Below are 19,951 nucleotides of genomic sequence, written 5' to 3'. Positions count from 1 at the left end.
TCAGCGCTGCGGAAGGAACAGCCCCATCGCCTTCAGACGATCGCGGGCGGCCTGCTCTCGATCCTGTCGCATGGCGCGCTCCTCAAGGTCCGCGATCCGCCGTTCAAGCTCGGCGTAGTCCGGCTTCGGAAAAGGGAGCGGATAGGCCTCATGGTCAACGAGATGCCCGCTAGGCGAGAATGTCTGTACGATGCGGTGACCCATGGTCAGTCCTCCTTGATCCCCGCTTGCCGATCTTCCTTGACCTCTTCGAACCGCTCCGGCCCGAGGATGATCTCGCCCTGGTACGGCTCGACAGCTTCAATGTCTCCGCTGAAGCCGTAAGAAATGGTGATGTGAGGCTGGTATTCGGGATGATCCCAAGAGGCGCCCGCGGCTTCAATCGCCTCGTGGCGCCACTCCAGTTCGCTTGCCTTGAACAGAAGGACCGTCGCCTCGCCGAAGCGTTCCATCAAGCGTGGGCCGCCGGCCGCAATCTTCAGTTCCGAACTCCATGCCTCCCCAACTTTCATCCAGTCGACGGGAGTCCGGCTGAAGGCGATGGTGACATGGATATCGTCTGCCGAGAGCGTCGTTTCGAAACCTTGGCTTTTCGCCCATGCGATGATCTCCGATCCGTTCACCACGTCCCGCCGCACATACAGCGTCCGGGGCGCGGCATCGTTCGCGGCGGCCTGCATGCGTGTCACGGTGGCTGCTGCCGGCGCTTGCTGCGCTGCCCGTGCCGCCTCTTCCGCTGCCGTCGCCTTCTCCGAGAAGTCGATCTCGTCGCCTTCCTTCTTGGCCTCTGACAGTGCGTTCTCGAAGCCCGGATAGAGCCCGTCCTCGATGATCTGGTTCTGCCTGCCCTTGGCGAGCGCGCTGTCTGGCATGACGCCGGAGTTGATGTCGATCTGGAAGGCCTGTGCCTTCTTCAGGGCGACGTCTGCTTTGTCCTTCTCGGACATCTGCGACAGCGGTGCCCAGTCGTAGTAAATCTCCGCCGGCCGGTCGCCGAGCGCCGACCTGATCAGCGCCTCGTCCAGCCCATAGATCGCCGGCTGCAGTTCCAGCTTCTGCATGCTCTCGATGCGGTCGTGATAGTTTTTCATGTCGCTCTCGCCGGTGGCGTTCATGCCAGCGGGCGACTGCCCCAGAAGGCGAGTGGCCGGAATGTCGGCCGCACCTGAGACGATGATGAGGAACTGCTGCAGCACCTCGGGCAGCTGAGAGAACGCAACCTGCTTGCGGTCGTAGGTCTCGCCCGCGTCCATGATCAGCGCGCGGTTCATCGACTTGCCGACGTTCGCCAGCGTGAACCGCTCCAGCAGCCGGCTGCGATACTCCGGGTCGGCGACCATCGACATGAAGTCCGGCACGCCGAAGACGTCGATGTTGGCCTCGAAAACCAGGCTCGCGATGTTGGCCGCCGTGCTGTCCGCGTTCTTGACCGCGTCGAAGACCGCCTGCAGCGCGCTCTCGCCCCAGCCGCGGTTCACGCCCTGCGAGAGCCACACGTCCGGGTGCGGTTGCCCGACGAACACCACCAGCCGCGACGGGTGGATCTTGGCGAGCATGGTGGCGCCGGTGACTTGGTAGTCCTTCGGCCGCCCATAGGTTTCGGCGAGTGCGTCCTGATCAAGCTCACCGGCGATCACCTCACGGCGCGAGAGCACCGTCAGATACTTCAGGCCTCCCTTGCCGAGCCCGTCCAGCCGCAGCGGCGTCTCCGGCGACTGATCCGTGCCCATGTAGATCGCGGCGCCGCCCCACAGCCGCGCCTTGATCCGGGCGTCGAGCAGCTTCTGCCACAGCCCGAGCCGCTTTTCCTCGGCCTCGATTGCCTCGATCTGCTTGTTCTCGGCCTGCCAGTCCCGGCCCTTGCGGATCGAGTCCATCGCCGGGATGTTGACGATCTTCTGCGGCAGCCAGGAGCCCTGATAGGCGTAGAGCAACTGCTCGTCCGTCAGGAAGGACGGGCCGTAGTAGGTGGCCGCCTTGTCCCGGGTCGGGTCCCCCATGCCGGAGGTCAGCGCCAGAAGGCTATCCGTCTGAAGCTGAACAGCGGTCATCGATCACCTAACGTTGTCGAGCGAGTACGTGCTCAGGCCGGCCATCTCGCCGACGGCATCGATGAACGGGTCGACTTGGTCGTCGAACGATCCATCGGGGAACGCCGCGACCTCCGCCTCGAATTCCTTGAGCCACGGCGCCGACTTCGGCAGCACCACCAGCCCGGAGGCGCAAGACGGAACGACGTCGAGCGCGCGGGTGTATTTGTCCTTCTCGCGCTGGATCGCGATGACCGGGATCGACTTGCGCTGCAGCGACTGGATGAGCCCGGTGCCCGAGACCTTGTCCTCGATCGCCATCTTGCGCAGGTGGCCGTACCGGTCCGCGTCCATCGCCTTGCAGCGGGACCACAAGGCAAGGGCCGTGCTTTCCAGTTCCGGCGCCTCGAAACGTCCCCGCACGAGGTCGAGGAGATAAGCCTTACCGTCTCTGCCCGCGCCCCAGTGCTCGAACACGGTGTAGTCGTTGCGTTCCTTGGTCTTCTGGGCCGTGTCGACGAAGATGCCCCGCCAGGCCAGCGCCGGCGTCTCGTCGTACCGGCCCCACCATTCGGTCTTGAACAGGTTGCCGCCGGCCACGACCGGATCCTGCATGGACTGGCCTGCGAAGACCTGCGGCGAACTCTGCAGGACCTTGATCTGGTCGACGGTGTGCTTCTCGGCCCATAGCGGCCCCGCCGGCAGCCCGTGCCGGATCATCGTCACATCGCCCGCCGGCGGCTCGTCCTCGCCATCGATGAGGATCGGCAGCTTCAGCAGATGCCAGTGTTCGCCCGAGTTCTGCAGGAGGTGAGCGGTGAAGTCGTCGACATGCAGCCGCTGCATGATGACGATCACCGGCACGTCTTCATGCGCGAGGCGAGACCGGAAGGTGTTCTCCCAGCGCTCGTTGATGAACCGCCGCGTGGTGTCGGACGAGGCGTCATCGGGCTTCAGCGGATCATCGATAACCAGCGCGCCGGTGAAGCCGGGCTCGGCCAGGATGCCAGCACGAAAGCCCGTGATCGGCTCGCCCGACGCCGCGGCGCGAAGGTGGCCGCCATCAGTGGTCCGCCACAGCCCCTTCGCATTGGTGTCGATGCGCATTCGAACGGGCCAGTGAGCCTGATACCCGTCGAGATTGATAACGTCCTTCACCTTGGACGAGTTGTCCAGCGCCAGCGCCTGCGCATAGCTGGCATGGATGAACCGAGCGCGCGGGTTGATCGCAAAGCCGCGGGCGATGAAGTTCACCACCGCGAGCTCGGTCTTCCCGTAGCCCGGCGGCACGTTGATGATCAGCCGGCGAATGGCGCCGGTGAAGACCTGATCGAGCGCATCGCAGATGACCTGGTGGAACGCTGCGACCGAGAACGGCTGGCCCTCTTTCTCGACGAAGAACTTCCGCGTGAAATCGAGATGCGAGGCCAGCAGAAGCTTCCGCTCGGCCGCGCGGTCGTCCTCAGTCTTCCTCGCGTCCCTCTCCGCCCGGATCGCCGTCAACAATGCCGATCTGGACAAGTGCACGTTCAAGGGCCTCGAGCTCCTGGTCCGTCATCCCCTTCAGCTTGGTGACGTCGATGGTCTGGATCGGGCCACCGTTAGCGCCGGCATGCTGATGCCTCGCCGGGGCGTGGCTGCCCTGCATCTTGTTCGCTTCGGCGATTGCCGAGACCGCTACGCGGGGATCACCCTGTGCGCTGCGGTCGGCGATCTCTGCGAGCATCCGGAGCCTGTCGGCGGCGGTCCACTCTGCCTTCTCTGCGGACCGCTCCTGCAATTCCCTGACGCGCTTCATCACGCTGTCATTTGCTTTCAAGCGTGTCGCGTTCCCTCGGTTCGCCTTGAACCCGGCGAAGACATAGGCGTCGTCAGCCGTCCGACCTTCGGCGAGGCCCCGGGCGAACGCCTCATGCCGTGGATTGCGAAGCGTCGGCATCGTGATCTCGTTTCAGCTTCGGCGGGTTCGCGACCAGGTGCCTACCCACGCTCGGAACCGCCTTCACCGCGCCCTTGATGCCGCCCTTGGCATAGCCGGCGGCGAGGAGGCGGCGGCGGGCAGCGCACGATTTGCACGGCATCTCAACCTCGGATTGGTAAAAGCCCGGTGATCTGGTCCACAATGCGCCAAGTTCTGCAACCGGAGTGAGATCAAATGACCCGCCGGACACTCTCTATCGACGGCATGGATGGCTTCGAGATCGATGATGACGACCGCCTGTACTGGAAAGGCAGAGCCGTCCGTTTTGAGCAGAGGGTCAGCCTACAGGCCTACCAGATCGTGCTCGCGACCATGGCCGCTGTTGGAGCGGTACTGGCCGGCCTTCACCCTTTCGGCCATTCCTTTGGGTTCTGGTGAGGCCGCGGATAGCCCGCGGCGCTCGTATCTCATGTAATCGCGTCTGCCGCTAACATCGCCGGCGGTAGGAGCGGAGGCTGCGGCCGTCGGTCTGGAAGCTCTCGGCGTACACCGGCTTCAGGATGCCAGGACTTCGCTGCTTCTCGCGGACGGTGGCCGCCGGCTTGTCGACGATCGCCAGATGATCCGACGCGGCAATCGCCTCGGTGAAGACGGCGTAGTCGAGATAATCGACGGACACCGTGTAGAGGCCGGGATCGGTCGTCGACGCGATGCTCGGGACGCTGAACATGGCGCAGGCCACAAGGGCCAGGCCGGCGAGGACCATACTTCGCAGGTAGCGCATGGGATCTCCTTTTTGCGCGGGGGAACACTATTCAGATGCCGGGGACTGACGTATTTCGAAGCGATGAGACACGACCGCTACATCATCCGGCCGAACCCAGTCGGGCGGTCCAGCATCATCGACATCTTCACCGATGAGCCCGCAACCATCGGGCGCTTGCACCTCATCAATCTGCACCCCGACGAGGCGGCCGATATGGTGAAGATATTGAACGATTTAGATCGTCTGGAACGTCGTCTGCGGTCGTTCACAGGAGGCTGACTAAAGCCCCTGCCGCTTCACAGCCCGCACCAGCATCCAGGCGATGAGCCATCCGATGGCGTTCACGATCCGGCGGCGGATGCGGTAGCGGTGCATGGCCTGCCTCTTGCGCTGGAAGTGATGGGCCTCCCCGCCCCGGGTCAAACACACCCCCGTATGAACGGAAGCCCTAACCGGGGCAGGGATATGAAAGGGAGCGGTGGGGCTTCCACCCAGACGGTCGACTAGCCAGCCTGACCGATGCCTTTGAGCGATCCCGCTCCCTACTCGTGCGAGAGGCTTGCTCTCGAATACCTGCGCCCGGCGATCAACCCGAGCGGCCCCCTGCGGCGGGGTCTTAGATTAGGTGGGCATATCGCCGATCCAGACTGAGCCACAGAGCCCAGGGGCCTATTCATCTGGCAACACCTAGACCGAGAGGCTTGCTCTCGGATGCTTGAGGCGGGCGAGATACCGCGACCCGGACACGCCGGACGGCTCGTCAGCACCATCGGATCAGGCCCCCGGCCTTTGGACTTACGGGCGTTCCGTCTCGCGCTAGCAGCGAGGATACCTGACTTGCCGCCGCCTCTCCCTTGCGGGATGTGGAATCAGTAAGAGGCGGCCCCCGGCGCATGATGGACATCGAGGCCCAGTGCTGCGTTGTTCCGGCGCTTGCCGCCTCTATTCGACAGGGCCTGCCTGCCGAGTGGATGAGTGGACCGGCGACCCTTCAACCGAAGAGCCCTTGGCTATCCCGGCCTTGGCAGTGCCTGTCCCGAGACCGCTCCATACTAACGAGGGGCTTACCCTCGGATCCGATGACCATTCTGCCGGCGCCGGGAATATGGTCAGCCGACCAGATACGACGCCAGGTCCCGCATCATCGCAAAACCGCACCAGCTCGTCATGATCGACATGAACAGCAGGCAGATGACCAAGATGCGGTCGCCGAACATCGCGGCCGATATCGATGCCGTCGCCATCTGGACCGACGTGAGAAGCAGCAGCGGAATTGCCGCCAGCCACAAACAGACGAGGGTGGCGTCCGCCATTACCCGGCCTTGCGCTCGGCCATCCGCCGACGGCGCTCCGCCTGTTGCTCGGCCCAGGTGAAGTCCTGATTGTCGGGATCGTTGGCCGGGACCGCGTCTGCCGCTCGCCATGATCCGATGCCATCTCGGCTCTCGAATGACGCTTCCGACGCACGCTCCCTGACCTTACCCAAATCGATACCCGAATTCTGGGCAAGCTGTCCAACCCTAGACCAATCAGGGGCTTGCAACGATTTTCCGTTTTTTCGGATTAACGCGGAAACGATAGAGAACGCAGCCAGCAGCCGGTGGTTTGCCGTACTACGCGCGCGGCCCGATTTCTTGCACCAGCGGGCAAACGAGCCGTACTTCTTTGGCCGGGCCATGCTCGCAGACCATGCCAGGATGAGCCTACGATGCTCCAGATCGGGCACGAAGTCGATCAGCCACTGGTGCATCACCTCGTGGGATCGGGAGATCGCCAGCGCACTCGGGCGCCAGATGTTCGGAACCGGATCGTTCTCGCTGCCGATCGATTGCGTGGCCGGCCAGAGGGAGCGGACAGCCGGCGGGCATTCCAGCCGGGTGCTAACCTGCTCATCGGTGTCGATCGCTTCTACGAACCGGGCTTTGACCACGATCATCATGTCGGCGATGAGGGCCGCGTCTTCCGAGATGTCTTTCACGCCGCTTCCTCTCCAAATAGATCGCCGTCAATGGCCGTGTCGAGCCGCTGACGCAGTTCCATGAACAGAAAGGCCCGGAGCGTCTTCCGGACCTCCCATGGCCGCAGGCGGGTTGCCTGGAGCCGCATGGCGCGAAGATCGATCGTGTCGAAGGCGTCGAGCAGAGCCCCGCCCCGTTCGATCCAGCGCGGCCGCTGCTCCAGCACGTCGCTCACGGCACCAATCGTTTCTGACCAGAGCTCATTCTTGTTCGAACCCGTCTGGCGGATGCACCGCACCGTCGTCACCAGATGACCTTCTCCGAGCCGGTTGTAGATTTCCCACATGGTGCCGCGCGCGTGGCTCTCCGCGTTCTGACGGCGCCGATAGACCGGAACGAGTCGGACGCCCATACCGTCCATCAGGACGTCTAGGCGACCTTTCGGGCGCGACCTCGAAGGCGCGCCACCCTCGTGCAAGGTCGCCCCTTCGAACCACTCGTCGGTCAGCTCCGGCGCGTCGTCCTCGTCATCTATCGTCACAGAAAGCCCTCCCCCGAATGCTCTCGGAACAGGTTGCCGCGCTCGACGCACTGGCGGATGGAATCGATCTTCTTGAAACGGCCTTGATCCATGATCCGCCGCGCGAGGACGCCCATGTCGAACGCCGTCGTGATGTAGCCGGACCTTAGTGACTGCCCGGAGAACTGCTTGGGATTGAGGCCTGACGCCTTGGCGTAGTGCTTCACCAGGTTCGCCACCGATCGATCCGACAGGCGCGAATCCTGCAGGCGGCCGCCCTTCCCGATCGGACGGAAGATCGCACCCCCCTCGATCCCGGATGCCTCCAGCCACGCCGTCACGGCCTCCACCGGGCGCAGCTTCGCGCCGTTCGGGATGCCGATGATCTGCCCTGCCCCTTCCTGGTCAGTCTTCGATCGCCGGATGGTCAGCACGATCCAATCTGGGCCGATCACCAGATCCGCGACATTGAGCCCGACCAGCTCCGACCGCCGCAGCGCGCCGGCAAAGCCGAGGAGCAACAGCGCCCGGTCCCGCTTGCCCTTGAGCGTGTCCCCCGGGATGATGGCCACCATGCCGGCGACGAGCTCGGCCGTGGCCGCCTTCTTCTTCACCGGCGCCGTGCCGATCTCCCGGCGGATGCCTGCAAGCTCCTCCTTCACCGCATAGGATTCACATGGCGACGGGTGGCCCTTCCGCTGATGGAAATGCCGGATCGCCGCTCGCTTGCTCTCAATCGTCGACGCCCGCATTCCCCGCTGCCGCTCAGCTTCCAAAAAGAGGATCACGGTCTCATTGCTCGCGGGCATAGAGACCAGATGATGGCGCCGGCACCAAGCTTCGAAAGACCGCCAGCATGACGCATAGGCTCGCAGTGTCCCGGACGCCTTTGAGTGCCGACGCGTCGCCCGAGCCATGGCGTGAAGCTGTGCCAATGTCGGCTCGGCTGGGACCGGGAATACCTGGTTCATCCTGCCCTCCGCTTTGTTTCCACGACCACGGCGCGCTTTCCCGCCCGGCGCATGGTGAAGGTCTCCGACCGCAGCTTGCGATCATTCTCGGCCCGCAGGTCCTTGAAGGTGGCGACCTCGGCGGCGAGCTTTGCCGCCATCGGATCCTCGGCTGGGCTCGCTACGATGTCCGGCTCACACCGCTTGCGGACCTGAAGCTGCGCCGCCTCGATCGCCTGCAGGTAGTCTGGGAACTGGACGGGCTTGCCGTCGGGATGCCGCAGGTAGCGGGTCCGCTTGTTGCCGGGATAGGCGAAGACGGCGAGGTAGCCCCGGCCGAACGGCATGAACCAAGCGAAGCTCTTTCCGGGTTCGTAGCGCATCAGAACAGCTCCGGCGCGGCGCGGCGCATCGACTTGTACCTTGTGAAGCGACCCTCGAATTCGACGAACCGAGACGAGACCTTGGCGTAGCGGGTCTTGATTGACCCGATCTCGGCCTTCCCCTCCGGATCGATCGGCTCGCTGTCCCATGACTCGCGCATCATGAATCGATCCCTGATCTTGCCGGCCTCGGCGCCGTCCTTCGCGATCCGCAGTTGTTCATCACGCCATCGCTCCGGGCGGTAGACGTAGAGGACAGCGTCATAGTCCTGACGAGCGCCCTCGCCTCCGTAGAGGTCCGACGCGATCGGCCGCGGCACGTACCGCTTCGATCCCTCTCCGTTTCTCTGGTTCAGTAGCAGGCAGGCAGCGTCGATCTCCTGCGCCAGCGCCTTGAATGGGCGGTTCACGCCGGCGGCCTTCGTGCCAGCGTCGGCACGGGGATCTTCCGGGGTGACGGCCGATACATGGTCGAGGATCACCAGCGGGACGCCCCACGCGCCCCCATCAGGACGCCGCGTCTTCCGGACGGTCTTCACCCACGCCTTGGCGATCGAAAGGGCACTTCCGATCTTGTGCCTGTCCAGCTTCCGGACCTGCAGCGGAAAGGCCCGAAGCTTCTCGGATGCATCCGCGATCAGTCCGGCTTCATGGGCATTGATCGTCGCATTGTTCGGCGGGTTGTGCCGGATCATCTGCGGAACGGATATCCCCGAATCCTGACTGATCATCTGCCGGGCGACCTGCTCGAAGGTCTGGTCGTAGGAGAGGATCAGCGTCGGGTGTCCGGTCTCGCAGGCGGTGCGGGCCATCTGCAGCGTCAGGGACGTCTTGCCCTCGCCGGAAGCCCCCAGAAGGCCATAGAGATTGCCGGCCTGGAAACCGTCGTCGTCGAGCACCTCCGCAATTTCGGCCAGCGGCACCGGGATGACCTTGCCCGCGGCCTGCCGGCTTTCGGACAGGCTGTGCATAAGCGATCCGATGACGTCGCTGATGCTCTCACGCTCCTTCACCGACGGCGCCAGTGCCCGCACTGCGCCGAGCTCGTCCTCCAAGCCCGCAACGAGGTCGGTGATGCCTTTGGACGGATCTCGGGCCAGGAACCTGCCGGCATAGTCGTCGCATGCCCGTGCCGCCTTACGCGCGGCGTGGCTGTCGATCACAGCCAGCGCATATTCCCGCGCGAGCGATGCCGGGACTGCGGCTGCGACCAGCCGGGCGAGATACTGCGAGACGGTCATGTCCTCGCTGACCTTCTCGTCGGCCAGATAGTCTTTCAGCGTCACCGGGTCGGCTCGGCGGCCGCGGCTGGTCAGATCGACGATCGCCCGGAAGGTGGTCTCGTGCAGATTCTCGCCGAAGTGCTCGGGCTCGAGGAAGCTGACCTCGGACGCGACCAGTGCGTTGTCCATCAGGAGCACGCCGAGAATGGCCTGTTCGGCTTCGATGTTGACGGCGCCGGCGAAGTCGATGGGATCGGCTTGCGCGTTCATTCGGCGGCCTCGGCGATCGGGAGCACCCGAACGGTGACATTCATCTTGTCGCGGTGCGTGACCTCGATGGCCCGGCGACTGCCGAGTTCGGCCAGCGCATGATCCACCGGCAGGAAGTCGCCCTTGGCCGCGCCTGCGAATTCGATCAGGAACTCCCGGCCGAACATGACGGTGTCGGTGTTCTGCTTTGCGGCGACGGCGGCGAACTTCTCCAGGAGCTGATCAGCGAGCGCGGAGACGACCTTCGGGCGAGCCGGCGGCACGGCCGGGGTCTCGGCCTTCTGCATGGGCGGGAATGATCCGCCCTTGTCGGAGACGCGATAGGCGCCGCCGCTGGAATGAACGATCCGCCGCGCCTTGAGCAGCCGGAGGACGCAGGAACCGGCGGTCGCCTTGTTCAGGTCCGCGATTGCGCAGATGTCGAACGGCTTGAGCTTGCACAGCCCGTTCCGGTCAAGGTTCATCCGCATCACGTCGAGGAACCGCTGATCGTATTCCGTCAGGCCCTCGGCTTCCGGGGTGACCGACAGACGTGGGACGAGGCGTTCTTCCATCGGCGACTGCGCTTCGGGCGCGGCAGGACTTTCATCGGTATCCGCCGTGTCATCCTGAACCGAAGACGCTGCACCGGCAGGCTCGGGAACCGGCCTCTCGGGTTCCTTGGCATCCCCAGCATCGTTATGTTCGGCCCGGGTGCCGGGAAGAACGGCAGCTTCGTCATGACGTAATGGCGCGTCACCTTCGTCCGCCAGACGATCCGCGTCTCCCCCTCCAGAAACCACGCCGCATTCCGGTGACACGGCATCGGCTCGGTCATCCACCGGGGCCGGCTCGGGAGCGGGCTCGGCTTTGACCGAGGCGCTGATCTCGATTGCGAGACCCGACGGCGCCTGCAGGAGGTATTCCCGCAGCCCGCGGATCCGCACGGCCGCGCGGTCGCAGAACACCGCGACTTGCTTGTTCCGTTCCGCCTCGTCTTCATGGCGTGCCTTCTCCGAGAGGTGCCGGTTCGCCTGCTCGGTCGCATGGCCGCAGCGGGCGTCGAGGAAGGCTTCCAGTTGCATCAGATCCATGGTCATGCCGCTTGCTCCCGCTGCTGCGATTGCTGGTGTCGGATCATCCGGTAGGTGTCGGTGGCGGTGGCCGCGAAAGCGATGCCGCAAGCCTCGGCAGCATCATCCGACGTGACCGCGATCTTGAGCGCCGCGCACCGCTCGCGCGCCGCCTTCTTCCATGCCGTCCGGTCAAAAGCCGGGTTGCGGCCGAAGCCGAGGAATTGTCGGCGCCAGGTTCCGCTGGCGATCATCACGAATGGGATCGCCTTGAGCCCGCAGAGCGCAATGATGCCGCCGACGATCTGGTTGGACGAGATCATGGCAGCCGATCCGCCGACGGAGCCCTCGACCTCCTGCTCCTCGCCCATCATCTTGACCTTGCGCTTGCCGGCGCCGGGCATCTGGCGAAGTGGAGCCTCGATCGCGACGAGATCGGGCCGGGTCTGCCGCATCCGGCCGCCGATCTCACGGGCGATGCTGTAGACCTTCTCCTCGATCGGGACGCCCTTGCCTGCCGGGGCCTTGATCAGCAGCGGCGTCATGGCTGCGAGGCTTCGCGCGTCATCGTAGATGCAGAGCCCGCAGTGCTGGCCGGGGTCGATGCCGAACAGAATCATGCCGCCACCTCCGCGACCGGGTAATCACCCTCGCGCTCGAGCTGCTTCCTGCAGGGAGGAATCCAGACGAAGCGCGTGTTCGGCTCGCCATCGATCCACACGAGCCAGCAGTAGGCGGTCGCCGTGGATCCGGTCGCCGTCAGCCGGCCCTTCACCATCGGGACGCGCTCGGAAAACTGAGCGATGATCGACGGTGGATCCTTGCTGAACAGGTTCGTGTAGCGCCCGACGCCCTCAAGGAATGAGGTGCGGACGATCATCGCGAAGCCGACATTCGCCACCTGACTCGCGCGCTCGATGAACTGTTCGGCGAGGCGGAACGGCGGATTCGTGATGACCCAGTCGACGCCGTTCGCGTCCATGCACGGCGAGGTGCTGAAGGGAAACAGGAAGTCGACCACGCGCTCCTGGCCATCGAACTGGAAGCCATAGTCGTGAATGTCCGATGCATAGACGCGGCGGAAATACTCCTGCAGGGGGCGAACCATGTGGCCGCGGTTGCAGGCCGGCTCCCAGACCGAACGCGCCTGCAGGTCCGCCTTCGGCAGCACATGCTCGCACAGGGCGCGAGTCGCCCACGGCTGCGTCGGGAAATCGTCGAGGCTGTCGTGCACTTCGTGCCGCTGTGCCATCACCGCGTGGGAGGTGTTCTGCGCCATCAGGCTGCCCTCGCCTCAAGCCCGCCAGCCGGAACGACCAGCCCAAGCACTTCCCCGGCCTCGCGCGATGTCAGGCTCTTCCGATAGACGAGGAAGTCGTATTCGGCCTGCAGCTCGGCAGGGATATCGAACCCGCGCGCCGCCCGGCGATTGAGCCTTGCGAGTTCGGCCCCGCGACCGGACTTGAACTCCTCGCTCAGCCGAGCGCGAAACTCGATGAACCGCGGGTCCTCACGGAACTGCCTTTTGCGGGTGGCCGACAACCGCTTGCGGGTTTGCTTCGGCATCTTCGAGCCGGTCATCCGGCGACGGCGAAGCTCCGTCACTTCCTCGACGCTGACCAACTTGTAGACCCGCATCAGGTTCGTGATGACGTTGATGGAAACGCCGAACCGCTCCGCGACTTCCGCATTGGTGAACGTGCACAGACGAAGACGGCGCATCTCCGCGAGGTCTTCGTCGGACCACTTGCGCGCCGGCATCACGCGGCGTCCTGCTGCTCGTCGTCGAGGTCTTCGCCGTCGCTGCCCTTGATGAGCTCGGCGGTAGGCTCCGCGCGACTAGCGACGATCTCCGTCATCACGCCGTGCCCCCGCTGCCAGCCGCGGATCCAGTCCTCGCCGTCGGAGGTGCTCTCCGGATACGGGCTTTTGCAGGGCTCGTCGTCCATGCCGGCAATCTTGCCCTCGTGGAATGCAGGGGTGTCCGTCGGCTTCTTGCCATCCGAGAACATGTCGAGCTGGCCGTCGGGATTGGTGGACCATGCGATGGCCTCGGCGCGAGCCTGGAGTTTCGCCCGGACCTTCTCCTCGCCTTCCGGCGTCTCCATCGCGATCATGTCCTTGATCTGATCGAGGCCGTGGTCGCCGAGGTCGGACTTCAGCACCTTGCAGACGTTTTTGAGCGCCGCGTCGGTCAGCTTCTTCGCCGCCATCGCCTTCTTGTATGCGCGGAGGTGAATGCGGCCGAGCGCTTGCCGCTGATCGGCGGTGAGGTCGCCATTGTGCCCGATGCCGGGCGCGTTCTCGTTCGATGCGGTGGCCATGGTCATATCCTTTCGCCAGGGCGGGGGGATTGAGGGCGGGTGTAGGTTCCGCCGCCCGCGAGATCGCTTTCGGCTCGCATGTCGATCAGCCGTTCGATGACGCGGTTCAGGGATTCACGAAGAGGACGGAGCGGGGAAGCCGAAGCCTCCCCGTCCACACGGGCTTCTGCCGATTGCCGGGATGATATGACTTGCCCATTCCCCTGCCCGGCGCGCATCGGCGGTGTGACGAGACGCCCGTTGCGCCCCGTTTGACTACCAAGGGATGGGTGTTCGTTTGCCGCTGTGGCGGCGTTCGTATTGGCTGGGCGGAGGGCGCTCATCGTGCACCGGCCTTCATCGGCACGACCGTCGCCGGTTCCGCATCTTCCGCGATCGCCTTCAGGTGCAGATCATGTGCGGCCAGAACTGCGATTGCAGAGGCGATGTGCTCGCGCATGTGCAGCGCCGCGACTTCCGGCCTGTCGATCTTGCCGTTGTCTTCCAGCGCCCTGGTAATGTCCGACGCGACGGTCTGCAGGCCCTCGCCGATCTCCCGCAGCGTCCGCATGTACCGGGCATCGCCCTTGGTCGCATCGAGCGGGACGAACACACCACCGGCCAGCCGCGCCATGTGCTCGGCGGGAACCGAAACCCCGAACCGATCGACCAACTGGCAGAGCTTCAGATAGCTGATCTCGCCGTCCTGGCCGTCATCGGTCCACTTGTAGACGGTGCTCTTGCTGACGCCGAGGAAGGACGCGACGATCTGCGTCCCGTCGCTTGCGTGGCCGCTTTCCTTCTCGCCGATGGCCTCGATGACCTCTTCGACGATGCGGTGGATGCCGGCGCGAGGCTTGTTCATGGTAATGCTTCCTCGTTTTTGCCAATGACGCTTGGTCAGACGTGCGGCAGGTTGTCGCCATGGATGACGAGAGCGATCAGGACTGGATGACGATCGGCGAGGCGGTGGACGCCGTGCTCGAAGGCCTTGGAATGGGCGCGGGAACGACCGGGAGGGAGGATGCCGTTCCCGCTATCCGCGACCAAGAGGAGGTGCTCGCGAATGGCTGCGTTCGCCGGCTCCGCACACCGGACGATCGGGAGGACCGCCGCAAAGACCATGATCCACGCGATGAGGTTCACGGCGAGCGCAATGCGGCGAAGCGATGCGCTGGAAAGGTGCTGGTGTTCATGCCAAGGGCGCATCGGTCAGCCCCTCGCCTTGCGGATGCGGTCGACCGTCTCGATGACCGAGATCGCCAGCCCGAGGAGCGTCACCGTCAGGGTGCCGTAGCCGACGGCTGTGAGGACGGAGAGGATGGTCGGGCTCATGCTGCCCCCCTCGGTGCGGCTGGGAGCGGCATCCAATGAGTGGGCATCCAAGCTTCGTTGAACTCGCCAAGGCCGATGTACCCGGCCTCATCCTCGGCCTGACGCCAGTACGTGACCTGCATGTTTCCGAAGCGGCCATAGTGGTCGTGTCGATATGCAAGGAACGGCGTGCCGTCCTTCGGCGCGGTCTTGATCGGGTGCCAGTCGCTCACGCTGCCACCTCGGCCGCGTCATGAGCGCCCTTCGCCTTCCGGGCCGCTGCCGCTTCCATGCGGGCAATGACCTTGGCCTCGCTCTTGTCGATCACGTCCTGGCGGAATGCCTCGGCCTTGCCGATCGCATCGTGCCGGCTCTTGGCGCGGAAGAACGGATACCCATTCCCGGTGCCGATGAGCGCAAGCCATTCCCGCTCGCCGCAGTAGGCGTTGATGGGGAGATCGCGGATGGGGTGGTGGGTCATGCGGCGCGCCCTCCGACGACGCGGAAGGGCCGCTTGTCTTGAGCCTCGTATTCCTCCCACGCTGGGGTCCCGGTGAATTCGCGCTTCTCTGCGGCGTGGTTCTCGGCGGCGATCGCTACGTCGGATTCAGAGCACCCGTAAATGCCTGCCGCCTCGGCGATGTGGCTGCGATAGTTGTCGCGGAACCGGCTGACGTGCTCGGTGATCGCGGCTTGGAAGAAGGGCCGCATCGGATCGCGTACGCCGGCCATTGCTCCGTCGAAACCGGAGAGGCCTTCACGCTCGAACCAGAAATTGAAAACCGGCACGCCCTCGAATATCGGGGCGCCTTTTTCCTCAAGCCATTCCGCCTGCTGGCGGGTGAAGCTGGGGATCTTGCCCAGATCGTAGCCCATGCGAACGCGCTTGAAGTAGCGCCAGGATGCGAGGCTGCTGTTGCCCTTGGACGAGTTGCAGCTTTTGCAGCACGGGGCGAGGTTCGCGATCTCGTTCGAACCGCCCTTCGACCGGGCAATGATGTGGTCGACGGACGCGGTGAGCATCACGCACCGGCCGCAATAGGCGCAGTTGCCGTTGGTCTTGTCGAGGACGTCGACGCCGATCGTGTCGCGATACTTCGACCACGCATCGGTGAAGACTTCCTGCTCCGTCGGCACCGGGCGCGAGAGCCAGTAGGATGCGCTGGTGATGTGGTCTTTGGCCGACATCATGCGGCAACCTCATCCGTGACATCGCGCCGGATCGGCTGGTCGGGGACAACGATCCCGTTCTCATCGGCGATCTGGCTGATGAGGATTATTTCAGGGCCGGTGATTTCCTCGGCCTGCTTGCGCTCCAGCCGGAACACGACCGGCTGCGAAACTGCGAGCCGCGCCGCGAACACCGCCTGGCTTTCGCCCAGCATGTTCCGAATGAACTTCACCTGATCGCCGGTGAGCTTGATGTCTTTGCCGACCATCGCGGACAAACCTCCTACGCTTCGTATTGTTAAATACGCTTCGTATTTGTCGCCGTCAACACCCTTCGTATTGGAAAATCTGCGATCCTCGATTCTGATGGATAAGCGGACGAAACAGGAGCGCCTGAAAGAGGCGCGGATAGCGGCGGGCTACGGCAGCGCAGCGGAGGCGGCGAAGGCCCTTGGGGTTGGCGTGTCGACGTACACGTCGCACGAGAACAACACGCGCGACTTCGATAATGAGCTCGCGCTGAAATATGCCCGGCGCTTCAAGGTCACCCCGGAATGGATCGTGTTCGGCGTCAGGGTGGCGCACCAGGACATGCCGCCCGACGCTATGGCCGGCAACGTGCGCGAGATCGACTTTCGGGCCGGGGCCGGCGGTGGCGGCGTCGAGATGATACCGAACGCCACGACGCAGAACGGGATCACCGTGTCGGAAGATGTGGTCAGGGATCGATGGTCACTGCCGGACAGCTTCCTTCGCGGCGAACTGCGGGTCGATTCCCGCGCGGCGTTCATCGCGGAGATCTACGGCGACTCGGGCTACAACCCGGATAACCCCCATGCTCCCGGCTCGCTTCACCCCGGCGATCGCGTCATCATCGACACGCTGGACCGACGGCCATCGCCGCCCGGTCTGTTCGCTGTGTTCGACGGGTCAGGTCTTGTCGTGAAGATGGTTGACCTGGTGCGCGGCGCTGAGCCCGCTCGGATACGCCTCTCGAGCCGCAACCCGTCCTACGAACCGTATGAAGTCGTCGAGGACGAAGGTTTCATCGTCGGCCGTGTGCGAGGGCGCATCAGTGCCATGTGATGCGACCGGCCGCGTGCGAAGGGTGATCACCGATGTCTGAGGGGCGCGGATCGGGAAGCCCGGAATAGCAGGCTCTCCAGGAATTTTGGAAATTCCTTCTTTTCAGTCGGAATGGTGAATTTTGGAGATTTCTTAACCGATTGTTCGCACTGATCATTCTCAATCGGTGCGCGTCAATTATTTCCGATAACGCGCTGCTACGGTTGTGGTGCTTCCGATCCAGTCGGCCTATTTTGGAGCCATACGGGAGTACCCGTCTCAAGGAGACGACAATGACGAACACTCGCAATGAGATCACGGTCTACACGATCCGGCACCGGAAGACTGATCTGCTCATTGCCATGAGCGATGAGATGAAAGGCCTGTATGTTCACGGTCGTTCGTTCGACGAACTGCAGGAGCGCATACCTCAGGCGATCACCGCCCTCCTCGAAGCCGAGGGGCATTCGGACGTGAATGTGTGGGAGATCAAGGAAGATTCCGTTCCGGGCTTCGAGCCCCGGAAGCTCTCCTATCAGATCCAGGAGCGTGAGGCGGCTTAGTGACTTCTGATGAATACCGGGCGTGCGTGCGAGCCTTTGGCCTCACGCCGATAAAACCCGCATACGCAGGCTCGACCATTCATCAGGACAAAGATGGGATGCCTCACTCGATCCCCGATCCCGAGGATCTATCCGAAGATGAACGTCGTGACTTCATCGAGATACTGAAAGTCCGCCTCGGGCACACCAACCACTGACCTTCTGGCCTCGCTTCGGCGGGGCCTTCTTTTGGGCTCGCGTCCGTGCGGGGGGAGCCTACCCTTCTACCGTTGAGCCTCTGTTTCGTCTGAGGTTTTCTAGGGGTTGAGCCAGAGGGAGGGAGGGAGCGAAGGCAAAGACCCCCCTACCCCCACAGACCGAAGTCTACGAAGGCAGGGAGGTCATGCCCGTAGCGTGACCCGTCAGTCGGTCGGTCGCATACGGCAGGACGCCTCTCGGCAATCCGTCCTCTGTTTCCGGGCGCACCGTAGGACTTTCGACCCCCGCGCGTGGCGGCTGTACCGGCAGACCCGTTGCAGAGCCCGTCGCCGCCTTCACCCTCCGAGGTCCCGCATAGACTTGCCTTTCGAGGCGAAATCCTTTAACCGAAATCCTGTTCACAGATATCGGCATGCGAGACGCGAAGGCCCCGGTTCACCGCCGGGGCTTTTCGCGTTCTAGACCTCTGCGGTCATGACGGTCAACTACCTATCGTATTTTCTAACACGATACGTATTGACGGATCAGAATACGAAGCGTATTTGTGGCTCATCGAAACGCACTCGCGCCGATGGAGCCCACCATGCCCCTCCCGTTCTACGCCCCCGCCCCGACGCCCAGCTACCTGGCCGCTCCGCATGTGGAGATGGACCTGACGATCGCGGTCGAACTGGCCGGCGTATTGGTCGGTGAGCCGGAAGCCAACGTCGTCATCGGCTGGTCCAACGGCGATCTCGACATCGTGGAATACGCGATCGATGGCGTCCGGGTGGATGCCTATCGCTGGAACGCGGCGAGCAAGGCCGAACGCGCCGAGCACCCCGACATCGCGGTTTTCGTGGCGTCCTGCGAGCGCGCCTTTGATGGCGCTGCCCGGCTGGATGCTGCCGACCGCATGGCCGAGGCCGCGTCCGAACGCGCCGCCGCCTGAACAATCACCCCGCCAGCAAAAAGGAACATCGACATGAGCGCAGTGCGTGAACTGGATCTCGGCGACCGGCAGATGAGCCTGGTCAAGCAGGTCGAAGCCAACCCCGTGATGGTGTTGCTCGACGAGAAGAAGTTCGACGAGTTCTATTCGGAGATCGAGCGGGAGGTGAAGGCATTCGAGCCCGACCTTTCGACCGTCACCAGCCGCAAGGAAATCGCCTCCCTCGCCTACAAGGTGGCGCGGACGAAGACGGCGATTGACGAGGCCGGCAAGCTCCTGACCGAGGACAAGCGGAAGGAGATCAAGATCGTCGACGCCTCGCGCAAGACGATCCGCGATCGGCTGGACGCGCTCCGCGACGAGGCCCGGCGTCCGCTGGACGAATGGGAGATTGCCGAGAAGGCGCGTGTCGAGAAGCACGAAGCCCTCATCGCCGAGATCGAGATCGCCGCCATCGTGGCGCCGGAAGATACGACACACACCATCGGCGCCCGCCTCGACATGCTCCGCCAGATCAGCGTCGAGAGCATTGACGAGTTCAAGCCGAAGGCCGATGCAGCCCGGAAGGCCGGCATCGCGGTTCTCGAAGCCAACCTCGCTCGGATCGAGAAGGAAGATGCTGACCGGGCCGAACTCGCCCGTCTCCGCGCCGAAGCAGCCGAGCGCGACCGGATCGAACAGGAACGCCTTGCCGCCGAGCGGGCCAAGCGCGAGCAGGCCGAAGCTGCCCAGCGTGAAGCCGAGCGCCAGGCCACGGTAGCCGAAGCCGAACGCCATCGCATTGCCGCCGCCGAGGAACGTGCCCGCCGGGAAGCCGCGGAAGCGGCAGAGCCCTACGCCATCCTCTCCGCCGCCCCCCAGCCCGCCGCATCCGGCGTGCCCCATGACGTGGTGCGGGAGGCACTGCTCTCGGCTATCGCCGCATTGGAAACGGCAGACCAGACCGTCGAGATTAGGGGCGCTCAATTGGTCGCCAGAGAAGCCCTCGCCACCCCCGCCCCATCCACCTCGACAGAGGAAGTCGTCAAGCTCGACGACGCCGATGATCCTGTGAAGGCCGCCTATGTCGCAGGATGGCAGACACATAAGGCGGTCGCAGAGGAAGCGCTGAGGGCAGAGAACGCGCTGGAGCCGAGCTTGGATTCGTGGGCCTACGCCTACGCGAATTACCGGCAGGGACAGCGTTCAGAGCCACGATGCGAGGCACCGGGAGCGGCTGACATTCGCATCTGTCGCGATCTCATCGAGGGCATGCTCGCGTGTCGCGACACTGCGCACGAGATCGACCGCCGCAAGGCTGCCCGCACCGCCCTTTCCGAATCCCGCTGAACGCC

At 64.1% G+C, this 19,951-nt stretch carries 29 protein-coding genes; 6 read left to right on the top strand and 23 right to left on the bottom strand.

The genetic code is table 11. The annotated features are described in order from the left end of the window. From ACEQX1_RS03545 to ACEQX1_RS03530, 4 genes are read right to left on the bottom strand one after another with little or no spacing between them, the layout of a single operon-like run. Positions 1 to 204 carry a hypothetical protein gene (locus ACEQX1_RS03545; protein WP_370194384.1) on the bottom strand — a complete coding sequence of 68 codons (204 nt, stop codon included), beginning with the start codon at positions 202 to 204 and terminating at the stop codon, positions 1 to 3. A gap of 2 nt (positions 205 to 206) precedes the next feature. Continuing rightward, positions 207 to 2,051: an anti-CBASS protein Acb1 family protein gene (locus ACEQX1_RS03540; RefSeq protein WP_370194385.1), complete on the bottom strand. Its 1,845-nt coding sequence runs from the start codon at positions 2,049 to 2,051 to the stop codon at positions 207 to 209. 3 nt (positions 2,052 to 2,054) lie between these two features. Beyond that, a complete protein-coding gene (gene terL, locus ACEQX1_RS03535; RefSeq protein WP_370194386.1) occupies positions 2,055 to 3,533 on the bottom strand; it encodes a phage terminase large subunit in 1,479 nt (492 codons plus the stop codon). Further along, on the bottom strand, positions 3,493 to 3,969 hold the full coding sequence (locus ACEQX1_RS03530) for a hypothetical protein (RefSeq protein ID WP_370194387.1): 477 nt from the start codon (positions 3,967 to 3,969) through the stop codon (positions 3,493 to 3,495). Before ACEQX1_RS03530 ends, terL begins: the two co-directional genes overlap by 41 nt. A 216-nt stretch (positions 3,970 to 4,185) precedes the next feature. Between ACEQX1_RS03530 and ACEQX1_RS03525 the strand changes: the two genes are divergently transcribed. Continuing rightward, positions 4,186 to 4,389: a hypothetical protein gene (locus ACEQX1_RS03525; RefSeq protein WP_370194388.1), complete on the top strand. Its 204-nt coding sequence runs from the start codon at positions 4,186 to 4,188 to the stop codon at positions 4,387 to 4,389. Positions 4,390 to 4,438: 49 nt separating this feature from the next. On the opposite strand, the gene ACEQX1_RS03520 is transcribed toward ACEQX1_RS03525, so the two are convergent. Next, positions 4,439 to 4,735, bottom strand: a complete 297-nt coding sequence (locus tag ACEQX1_RS03520; RefSeq protein ID WP_370194389.1) for a hypothetical protein — start codon at positions 4,733 to 4,735, stop codon at positions 4,439 to 4,441. Positions 4,736 to 4,798: 63 nt separating this feature from the next. Here ACEQX1_RS03520 and ACEQX1_RS03515 point away from each other — a divergent pair, with 63 nt between their 5' ends. Beyond that, a complete protein-coding gene (locus tag ACEQX1_RS03515; protein WP_370194390.1) occupies positions 4,799 to 4,996 on the top strand; it encodes a hypothetical protein in 198 nt (65 codons plus the stop codon). A gap of 830 nt (positions 4,997 to 5,826) precedes the next feature. On the opposite strand, the gene ACEQX1_RS03510 is transcribed toward ACEQX1_RS03515, so the two are convergent. The 18 genes from ACEQX1_RS03510 to ACEQX1_RS03425 all read right to left on the bottom strand — a co-directional run bounded on the left by ACEQX1_RS03510 (position 5,827) and on the right by ACEQX1_RS03425 (position 16,129). Continuing rightward, the gene (locus ACEQX1_RS03510; RefSeq protein WP_370194391.1) at positions 5,827 to 6,030 is read right to left on the bottom strand and encodes a hypothetical protein; all 204 of its coding nucleotides are present in this window, start codon (positions 6,028 to 6,030) and stop codon (positions 5,827 to 5,829) included. Further along, entirely contained in the window at positions 6,030 to 6,695 is a 666-nt protein-coding gene (locus ACEQX1_RS03505; protein ID WP_370194392.1) for a hypothetical protein, read from the bottom strand. Before ACEQX1_RS03505 ends, ACEQX1_RS03510 begins: the two co-directional genes overlap by 1 nt. Further along, positions 6,692 to 7,216, bottom strand: a complete 525-nt coding sequence (locus tag ACEQX1_RS03500) for a hypothetical protein (protein WP_370194393.1) — start codon at positions 7,214 to 7,216, stop codon at positions 6,692 to 6,694. Before ACEQX1_RS03500 ends, ACEQX1_RS03505 begins: the two co-directional genes overlap by 4 nt. Further along, positions 7,213 to 8,112 (bottom strand): site-specific integrase, encoded by a 900-nt coding sequence (locus ACEQX1_RS03495; protein WP_370196556.1) that lies wholly within the window; start codon positions 8,110 to 8,112, stop codon positions 7,213 to 7,215. The genes ACEQX1_RS03500 and ACEQX1_RS03495 overlap by 4 nt, the downstream gene beginning before the upstream one ends. Before the next feature lie 50 nt (positions 8,113 to 8,162). Further along, positions 8,163 to 8,528, bottom strand: a complete 366-nt coding sequence (locus ACEQX1_RS03490; protein WP_370194395.1) for a hypothetical protein — start codon at positions 8,526 to 8,528, stop codon at positions 8,163 to 8,165. Then, positions 8,528 to 10,021 carry a replicative DNA helicase gene (locus tag ACEQX1_RS03485; RefSeq protein ID WP_370196513.1) on the bottom strand — a complete coding sequence of 498 codons (1,494 nt, stop codon included), beginning with the start codon at positions 10,019 to 10,021 and terminating at the stop codon, positions 8,528 to 8,530. The genes ACEQX1_RS03490 and ACEQX1_RS03485 overlap by 1 nt, the downstream gene beginning before the upstream one ends. Next, the gene (locus ACEQX1_RS03480; protein WP_370194397.1) at positions 10,018 to 11,100 is read right to left on the bottom strand and encodes a hypothetical protein; all 1,083 of its coding nucleotides are present in this window, start codon (positions 11,098 to 11,100) and stop codon (positions 10,018 to 10,020) included. The genes ACEQX1_RS03485 and ACEQX1_RS03480 overlap by 4 nt, the downstream gene beginning before the upstream one ends. Beyond that, a complete protein-coding gene (locus ACEQX1_RS03475) occupies positions 11,097 to 11,693 on the bottom strand; it encodes a hypothetical protein (protein ID WP_370194398.1) in 597 nt (198 codons plus the stop codon). Before ACEQX1_RS03475 ends, ACEQX1_RS03480 begins: the two co-directional genes overlap by 4 nt. Continuing rightward, on the bottom strand, positions 11,690 to 12,352 hold the full coding sequence (locus ACEQX1_RS03470; protein WP_370194399.1) for a methyltransferase: 663 nt from the start codon (positions 12,350 to 12,352) through the stop codon (positions 11,690 to 11,692). The genes ACEQX1_RS03475 and ACEQX1_RS03470 overlap by 4 nt, the downstream gene beginning before the upstream one ends. Next, the gene (locus tag ACEQX1_RS03465) at positions 12,352 to 12,834 is read right to left on the bottom strand and encodes a hypothetical protein (RefSeq protein WP_370194400.1); all 483 of its coding nucleotides are present in this window, start codon (positions 12,832 to 12,834) and stop codon (positions 12,352 to 12,354) included. The genes ACEQX1_RS03470 and ACEQX1_RS03465 overlap by 1 nt, the downstream gene beginning before the upstream one ends. Next, positions 12,834 to 13,397 (bottom strand): hypothetical protein, encoded by a 564-nt coding sequence (locus ACEQX1_RS03460; protein ID WP_370194401.1) that lies wholly within the window; start codon positions 13,395 to 13,397, stop codon positions 12,834 to 12,836. Before ACEQX1_RS03460 ends, ACEQX1_RS03465 begins: the two co-directional genes overlap by 1 nt. 319 nt (positions 13,398 to 13,716) lie before the next feature. Next, positions 13,717 to 14,241: a hypothetical protein gene (locus ACEQX1_RS03455; protein ID WP_370194402.1), complete on the bottom strand. Its 525-nt coding sequence runs from the start codon at positions 14,239 to 14,241 to the stop codon at positions 13,717 to 13,719. 35 nt (positions 14,242 to 14,276) lie between these two features. Then, positions 14,277 to 14,585 carry a hypothetical protein gene (locus ACEQX1_RS03450; RefSeq protein ID WP_370194403.1) on the bottom strand — a complete coding sequence of 103 codons (309 nt, stop codon included), beginning with the start codon at positions 14,583 to 14,585 and terminating at the stop codon, positions 14,277 to 14,279. A 3-nt stretch (positions 14,586 to 14,588) separates the two neighbouring features. After that, positions 14,589 to 14,711, bottom strand: a complete 123-nt coding sequence (locus tag ACEQX1_RS03445) for a hypothetical protein (protein WP_370194404.1) — start codon at positions 14,709 to 14,711, stop codon at positions 14,589 to 14,591. After that, on the bottom strand, positions 14,708 to 14,923 hold the full coding sequence (locus ACEQX1_RS03440) for a DUF551 domain-containing protein (RefSeq protein WP_370194405.1): 216 nt from the start codon (positions 14,921 to 14,923) through the stop codon (positions 14,708 to 14,710). Before ACEQX1_RS03440 ends, ACEQX1_RS03445 begins: the two co-directional genes overlap by 4 nt. Continuing rightward, on the bottom strand, positions 14,920 to 15,171 hold the full coding sequence (locus ACEQX1_RS03435) for a hypothetical protein (protein ID WP_370194406.1): 252 nt from the start codon (positions 15,169 to 15,171) through the stop codon (positions 14,920 to 14,922). The genes ACEQX1_RS03440 and ACEQX1_RS03435 overlap by 4 nt, the downstream gene beginning before the upstream one ends. Further along, positions 15,168 to 15,878, bottom strand: coding sequence for an HNH endonuclease (locus tag ACEQX1_RS03430; protein ID WP_370196512.1), 711 nt, complete (start codon positions 15,876 to 15,878; stop codon positions 15,168 to 15,170). Before ACEQX1_RS03430 ends, ACEQX1_RS03435 begins: the two co-directional genes overlap by 4 nt. After that, complete coding sequence (locus ACEQX1_RS03425) at positions 15,878 to 16,129, bottom strand: helix-turn-helix domain-containing protein (protein WP_370194408.1); 252 nt, start codon at positions 16,127 to 16,129, stop codon at positions 15,878 to 15,880. Before ACEQX1_RS03425 ends, ACEQX1_RS03430 begins: the two co-directional genes overlap by 1 nt. Between ACEQX1_RS03425 and ACEQX1_RS03420 the strand changes: the two genes are divergently transcribed. From ACEQX1_RS03420 to ACEQX1_RS03405, 4 genes are all read left to right on the top strand, one after another. Further along, positions 16,113 to 16,946, top strand: a complete 834-nt coding sequence (locus ACEQX1_RS03420) for a helix-turn-helix domain-containing protein (protein ID WP_370194409.1) — start codon at positions 16,113 to 16,115, stop codon at positions 16,944 to 16,946. The genes ACEQX1_RS03425 and ACEQX1_RS03420 overlap by 17 nt on opposite strands. A gap of 272 nt (positions 16,947 to 17,218) precedes the next feature. Then, the gene (locus tag ACEQX1_RS03415; protein WP_370194410.1) at positions 17,219 to 17,488 is read left to right on the top strand and encodes a hypothetical protein; all 270 of its coding nucleotides are present in this window, start codon (positions 17,219 to 17,221) and stop codon (positions 17,486 to 17,488) included. Positions 17,489 to 18,269: 781 nt separating this feature from the next. After that, on the top strand, positions 18,270 to 18,617 hold the full coding sequence (locus tag ACEQX1_RS03410; RefSeq protein ID WP_370196511.1) for a hypothetical protein: 348 nt from the start codon (positions 18,270 to 18,272) through the stop codon (positions 18,615 to 18,617). Positions 18,618 to 18,650: 33 nt separating this feature from the next. Next, positions 18,651 to 19,946, top strand: coding sequence for a hypothetical protein (locus tag ACEQX1_RS03405; RefSeq protein ID WP_370194412.1), 1,296 nt, complete (start codon positions 18,651 to 18,653; stop codon positions 19,944 to 19,946). Positions 19,947 to 19,951 lie beyond the last annotated feature (5 nt).

Origin of the sequence: Aurantimonas sp., assembly GCF_964217435.1 — a bacterium.
Taxonomy (GTDB): domain Bacteria; phylum Pseudomonadota; class Alphaproteobacteria; order Rhizobiales; family Rhizobiaceae; genus Aurantimonas; species Aurantimonas coralicida.
This window is presented reverse-complemented; position numbering and strand designations above follow the sequence as displayed.

Excerpts from the sequence above, each read along its gene's own strand:
- ACEQX1_RS03410 (WP_370196511.1), top strand. The coding sequence starts at position 18,270 with ATGCCCCTCCCGTTCTACGCCCCCGCCCCGACGCCCAGCTACCTGGCC.
- ACEQX1_RS03540 (WP_370194385.1), bottom strand. The coding sequence starts at position 2,051 with ATGACCGCTGTTCAGCTTCAGACGGATAGCCTTCTGGCGCTGACCTCC.
- ACEQX1_RS03495 (WP_370196556.1), bottom strand. The coding sequence starts at position 8,112 with ATGGCTCGGGCGACGCGTCGGCACTCAAAGGCGTCCGGGACACTGCGA.
- ACEQX1_RS03480 (WP_370194397.1), bottom strand. The coding sequence starts at position 11,100 with ATGACCATGGATCTGATGCAACTGGAAGCCTTCCTCGACGCCCGCTGC.
- ACEQX1_RS03520 (WP_370194389.1), bottom strand. The coding sequence starts at position 4,735 with ATGCGCTACCTGCGAAGTATGGTCCTCGCCGGCCTGGCCCTTGTGGCC.
- ACEQX1_RS03405 (WP_370194412.1), top strand. The coding sequence starts at position 18,651 with ATGAGCGCAGTGCGTGAACTGGATCTCGGCGACCGGCAGATGAGCCTG.
- ACEQX1_RS03485 (WP_370196513.1), bottom strand. The coding sequence starts at position 10,021 with ATGAACGCGCAAGCCGATCCCATCGACTTCGCCGGCGCCGTCAACATC.
- ACEQX1_RS03450 (WP_370194403.1), bottom strand. The coding sequence starts at position 14,585 with ATGCGCCCTTGGCATGAACACCAGCACCTTTCCAGCGCATCGCTTCGC.
- ACEQX1_RS03425 (WP_370194408.1), bottom strand. The coding sequence starts at position 16,129 with ATGGTCGGCAAAGACATCAAGCTCACCGGCGATCAGGTGAAGTTCATT.
- ACEQX1_RS03510 (WP_370194391.1), bottom strand. The coding sequence starts at position 6,030 with ATGGCGGACGCCACCCTCGTCTGTTTGTGGCTGGCGGCAATTCCGCTG.
- ACEQX1_RS03545 (WP_370194384.1), bottom strand. The coding sequence starts at position 204 with ATGGGTCACCGCATCGTACAGACATTCTCGCCTAGCGGGCATCTCGTT.
- ACEQX1_RS03475 (WP_370194398.1), bottom strand. The coding sequence starts at position 11,693 with ATGATTCTGTTCGGCATCGACCCCGGCCAGCACTGCGGGCTCTGCATC.
- ACEQX1_RS03465 (WP_370194400.1), bottom strand. The coding sequence starts at position 12,834 with ATGCCGGCGCGCAAGTGGTCCGACGAAGACCTCGCGGAGATGCGCCGT.
- ACEQX1_RS03470 (WP_370194399.1), bottom strand. The coding sequence starts at position 12,352 with ATGGCGCAGAACACCTCCCACGCGGTGATGGCACAGCGGCACGAAGTG.
- ACEQX1_RS03430 (WP_370196512.1), bottom strand. The coding sequence starts at position 15,878 with ATGTCGGCCAAAGACCACATCACCAGCGCATCCTACTGGCTCTCGCGC.
- ACEQX1_RS03515 (WP_370194390.1), top strand. The coding sequence starts at position 4,799 with ATGAGACACGACCGCTACATCATCCGGCCGAACCCAGTCGGGCGGTCC.
- ACEQX1_RS03445 (WP_370194404.1), bottom strand. The coding sequence starts at position 14,711 with ATGAGCCCGACCATCCTCTCCGTCCTCACAGCCGTCGGCTACGGCACC.
- ACEQX1_RS03420 (WP_370194409.1), top strand. The coding sequence starts at position 16,113 with ATGTCTTTGCCGACCATCGCGGACAAACCTCCTACGCTTCGTATTGTT.
- ACEQX1_RS03525 (WP_370194388.1), top strand. The coding sequence starts at position 4,186 with ATGACCCGCCGGACACTCTCTATCGACGGCATGGATGGCTTCGAGATC.
- ACEQX1_RS03435 (WP_370194406.1), bottom strand. The coding sequence starts at position 15,171 with ATGACCCACCACCCCATCCGCGATCTCCCCATCAACGCCTACTGCGGC.
- ACEQX1_RS03530 (WP_370194387.1), bottom strand. The coding sequence starts at position 3,969 with ATGCCGACGCTTCGCAATCCACGGCATGAGGCGTTCGCCCGGGGCCTC.
- ACEQX1_RS03460 (WP_370194401.1), bottom strand. The coding sequence starts at position 13,397 with ATGGCCACCGCATCGAACGAGAACGCGCCCGGCATCGGGCACAATGGC.
- ACEQX1_RS03455 (WP_370194402.1), bottom strand. The coding sequence starts at position 14,241 with ATGAACAAGCCTCGCGCCGGCATCCACCGCATCGTCGAAGAGGTCATC.
- ACEQX1_RS03415 (WP_370194410.1), top strand. The coding sequence starts at position 17,219 with ATGACGAACACTCGCAATGAGATCACGGTCTACACGATCCGGCACCGG.
- ACEQX1_RS03490 (WP_370194395.1), bottom strand. The coding sequence starts at position 8,528 with ATGCGCTACGAACCCGGAAAGAGCTTCGCTTGGTTCATGCCGTTCGGC.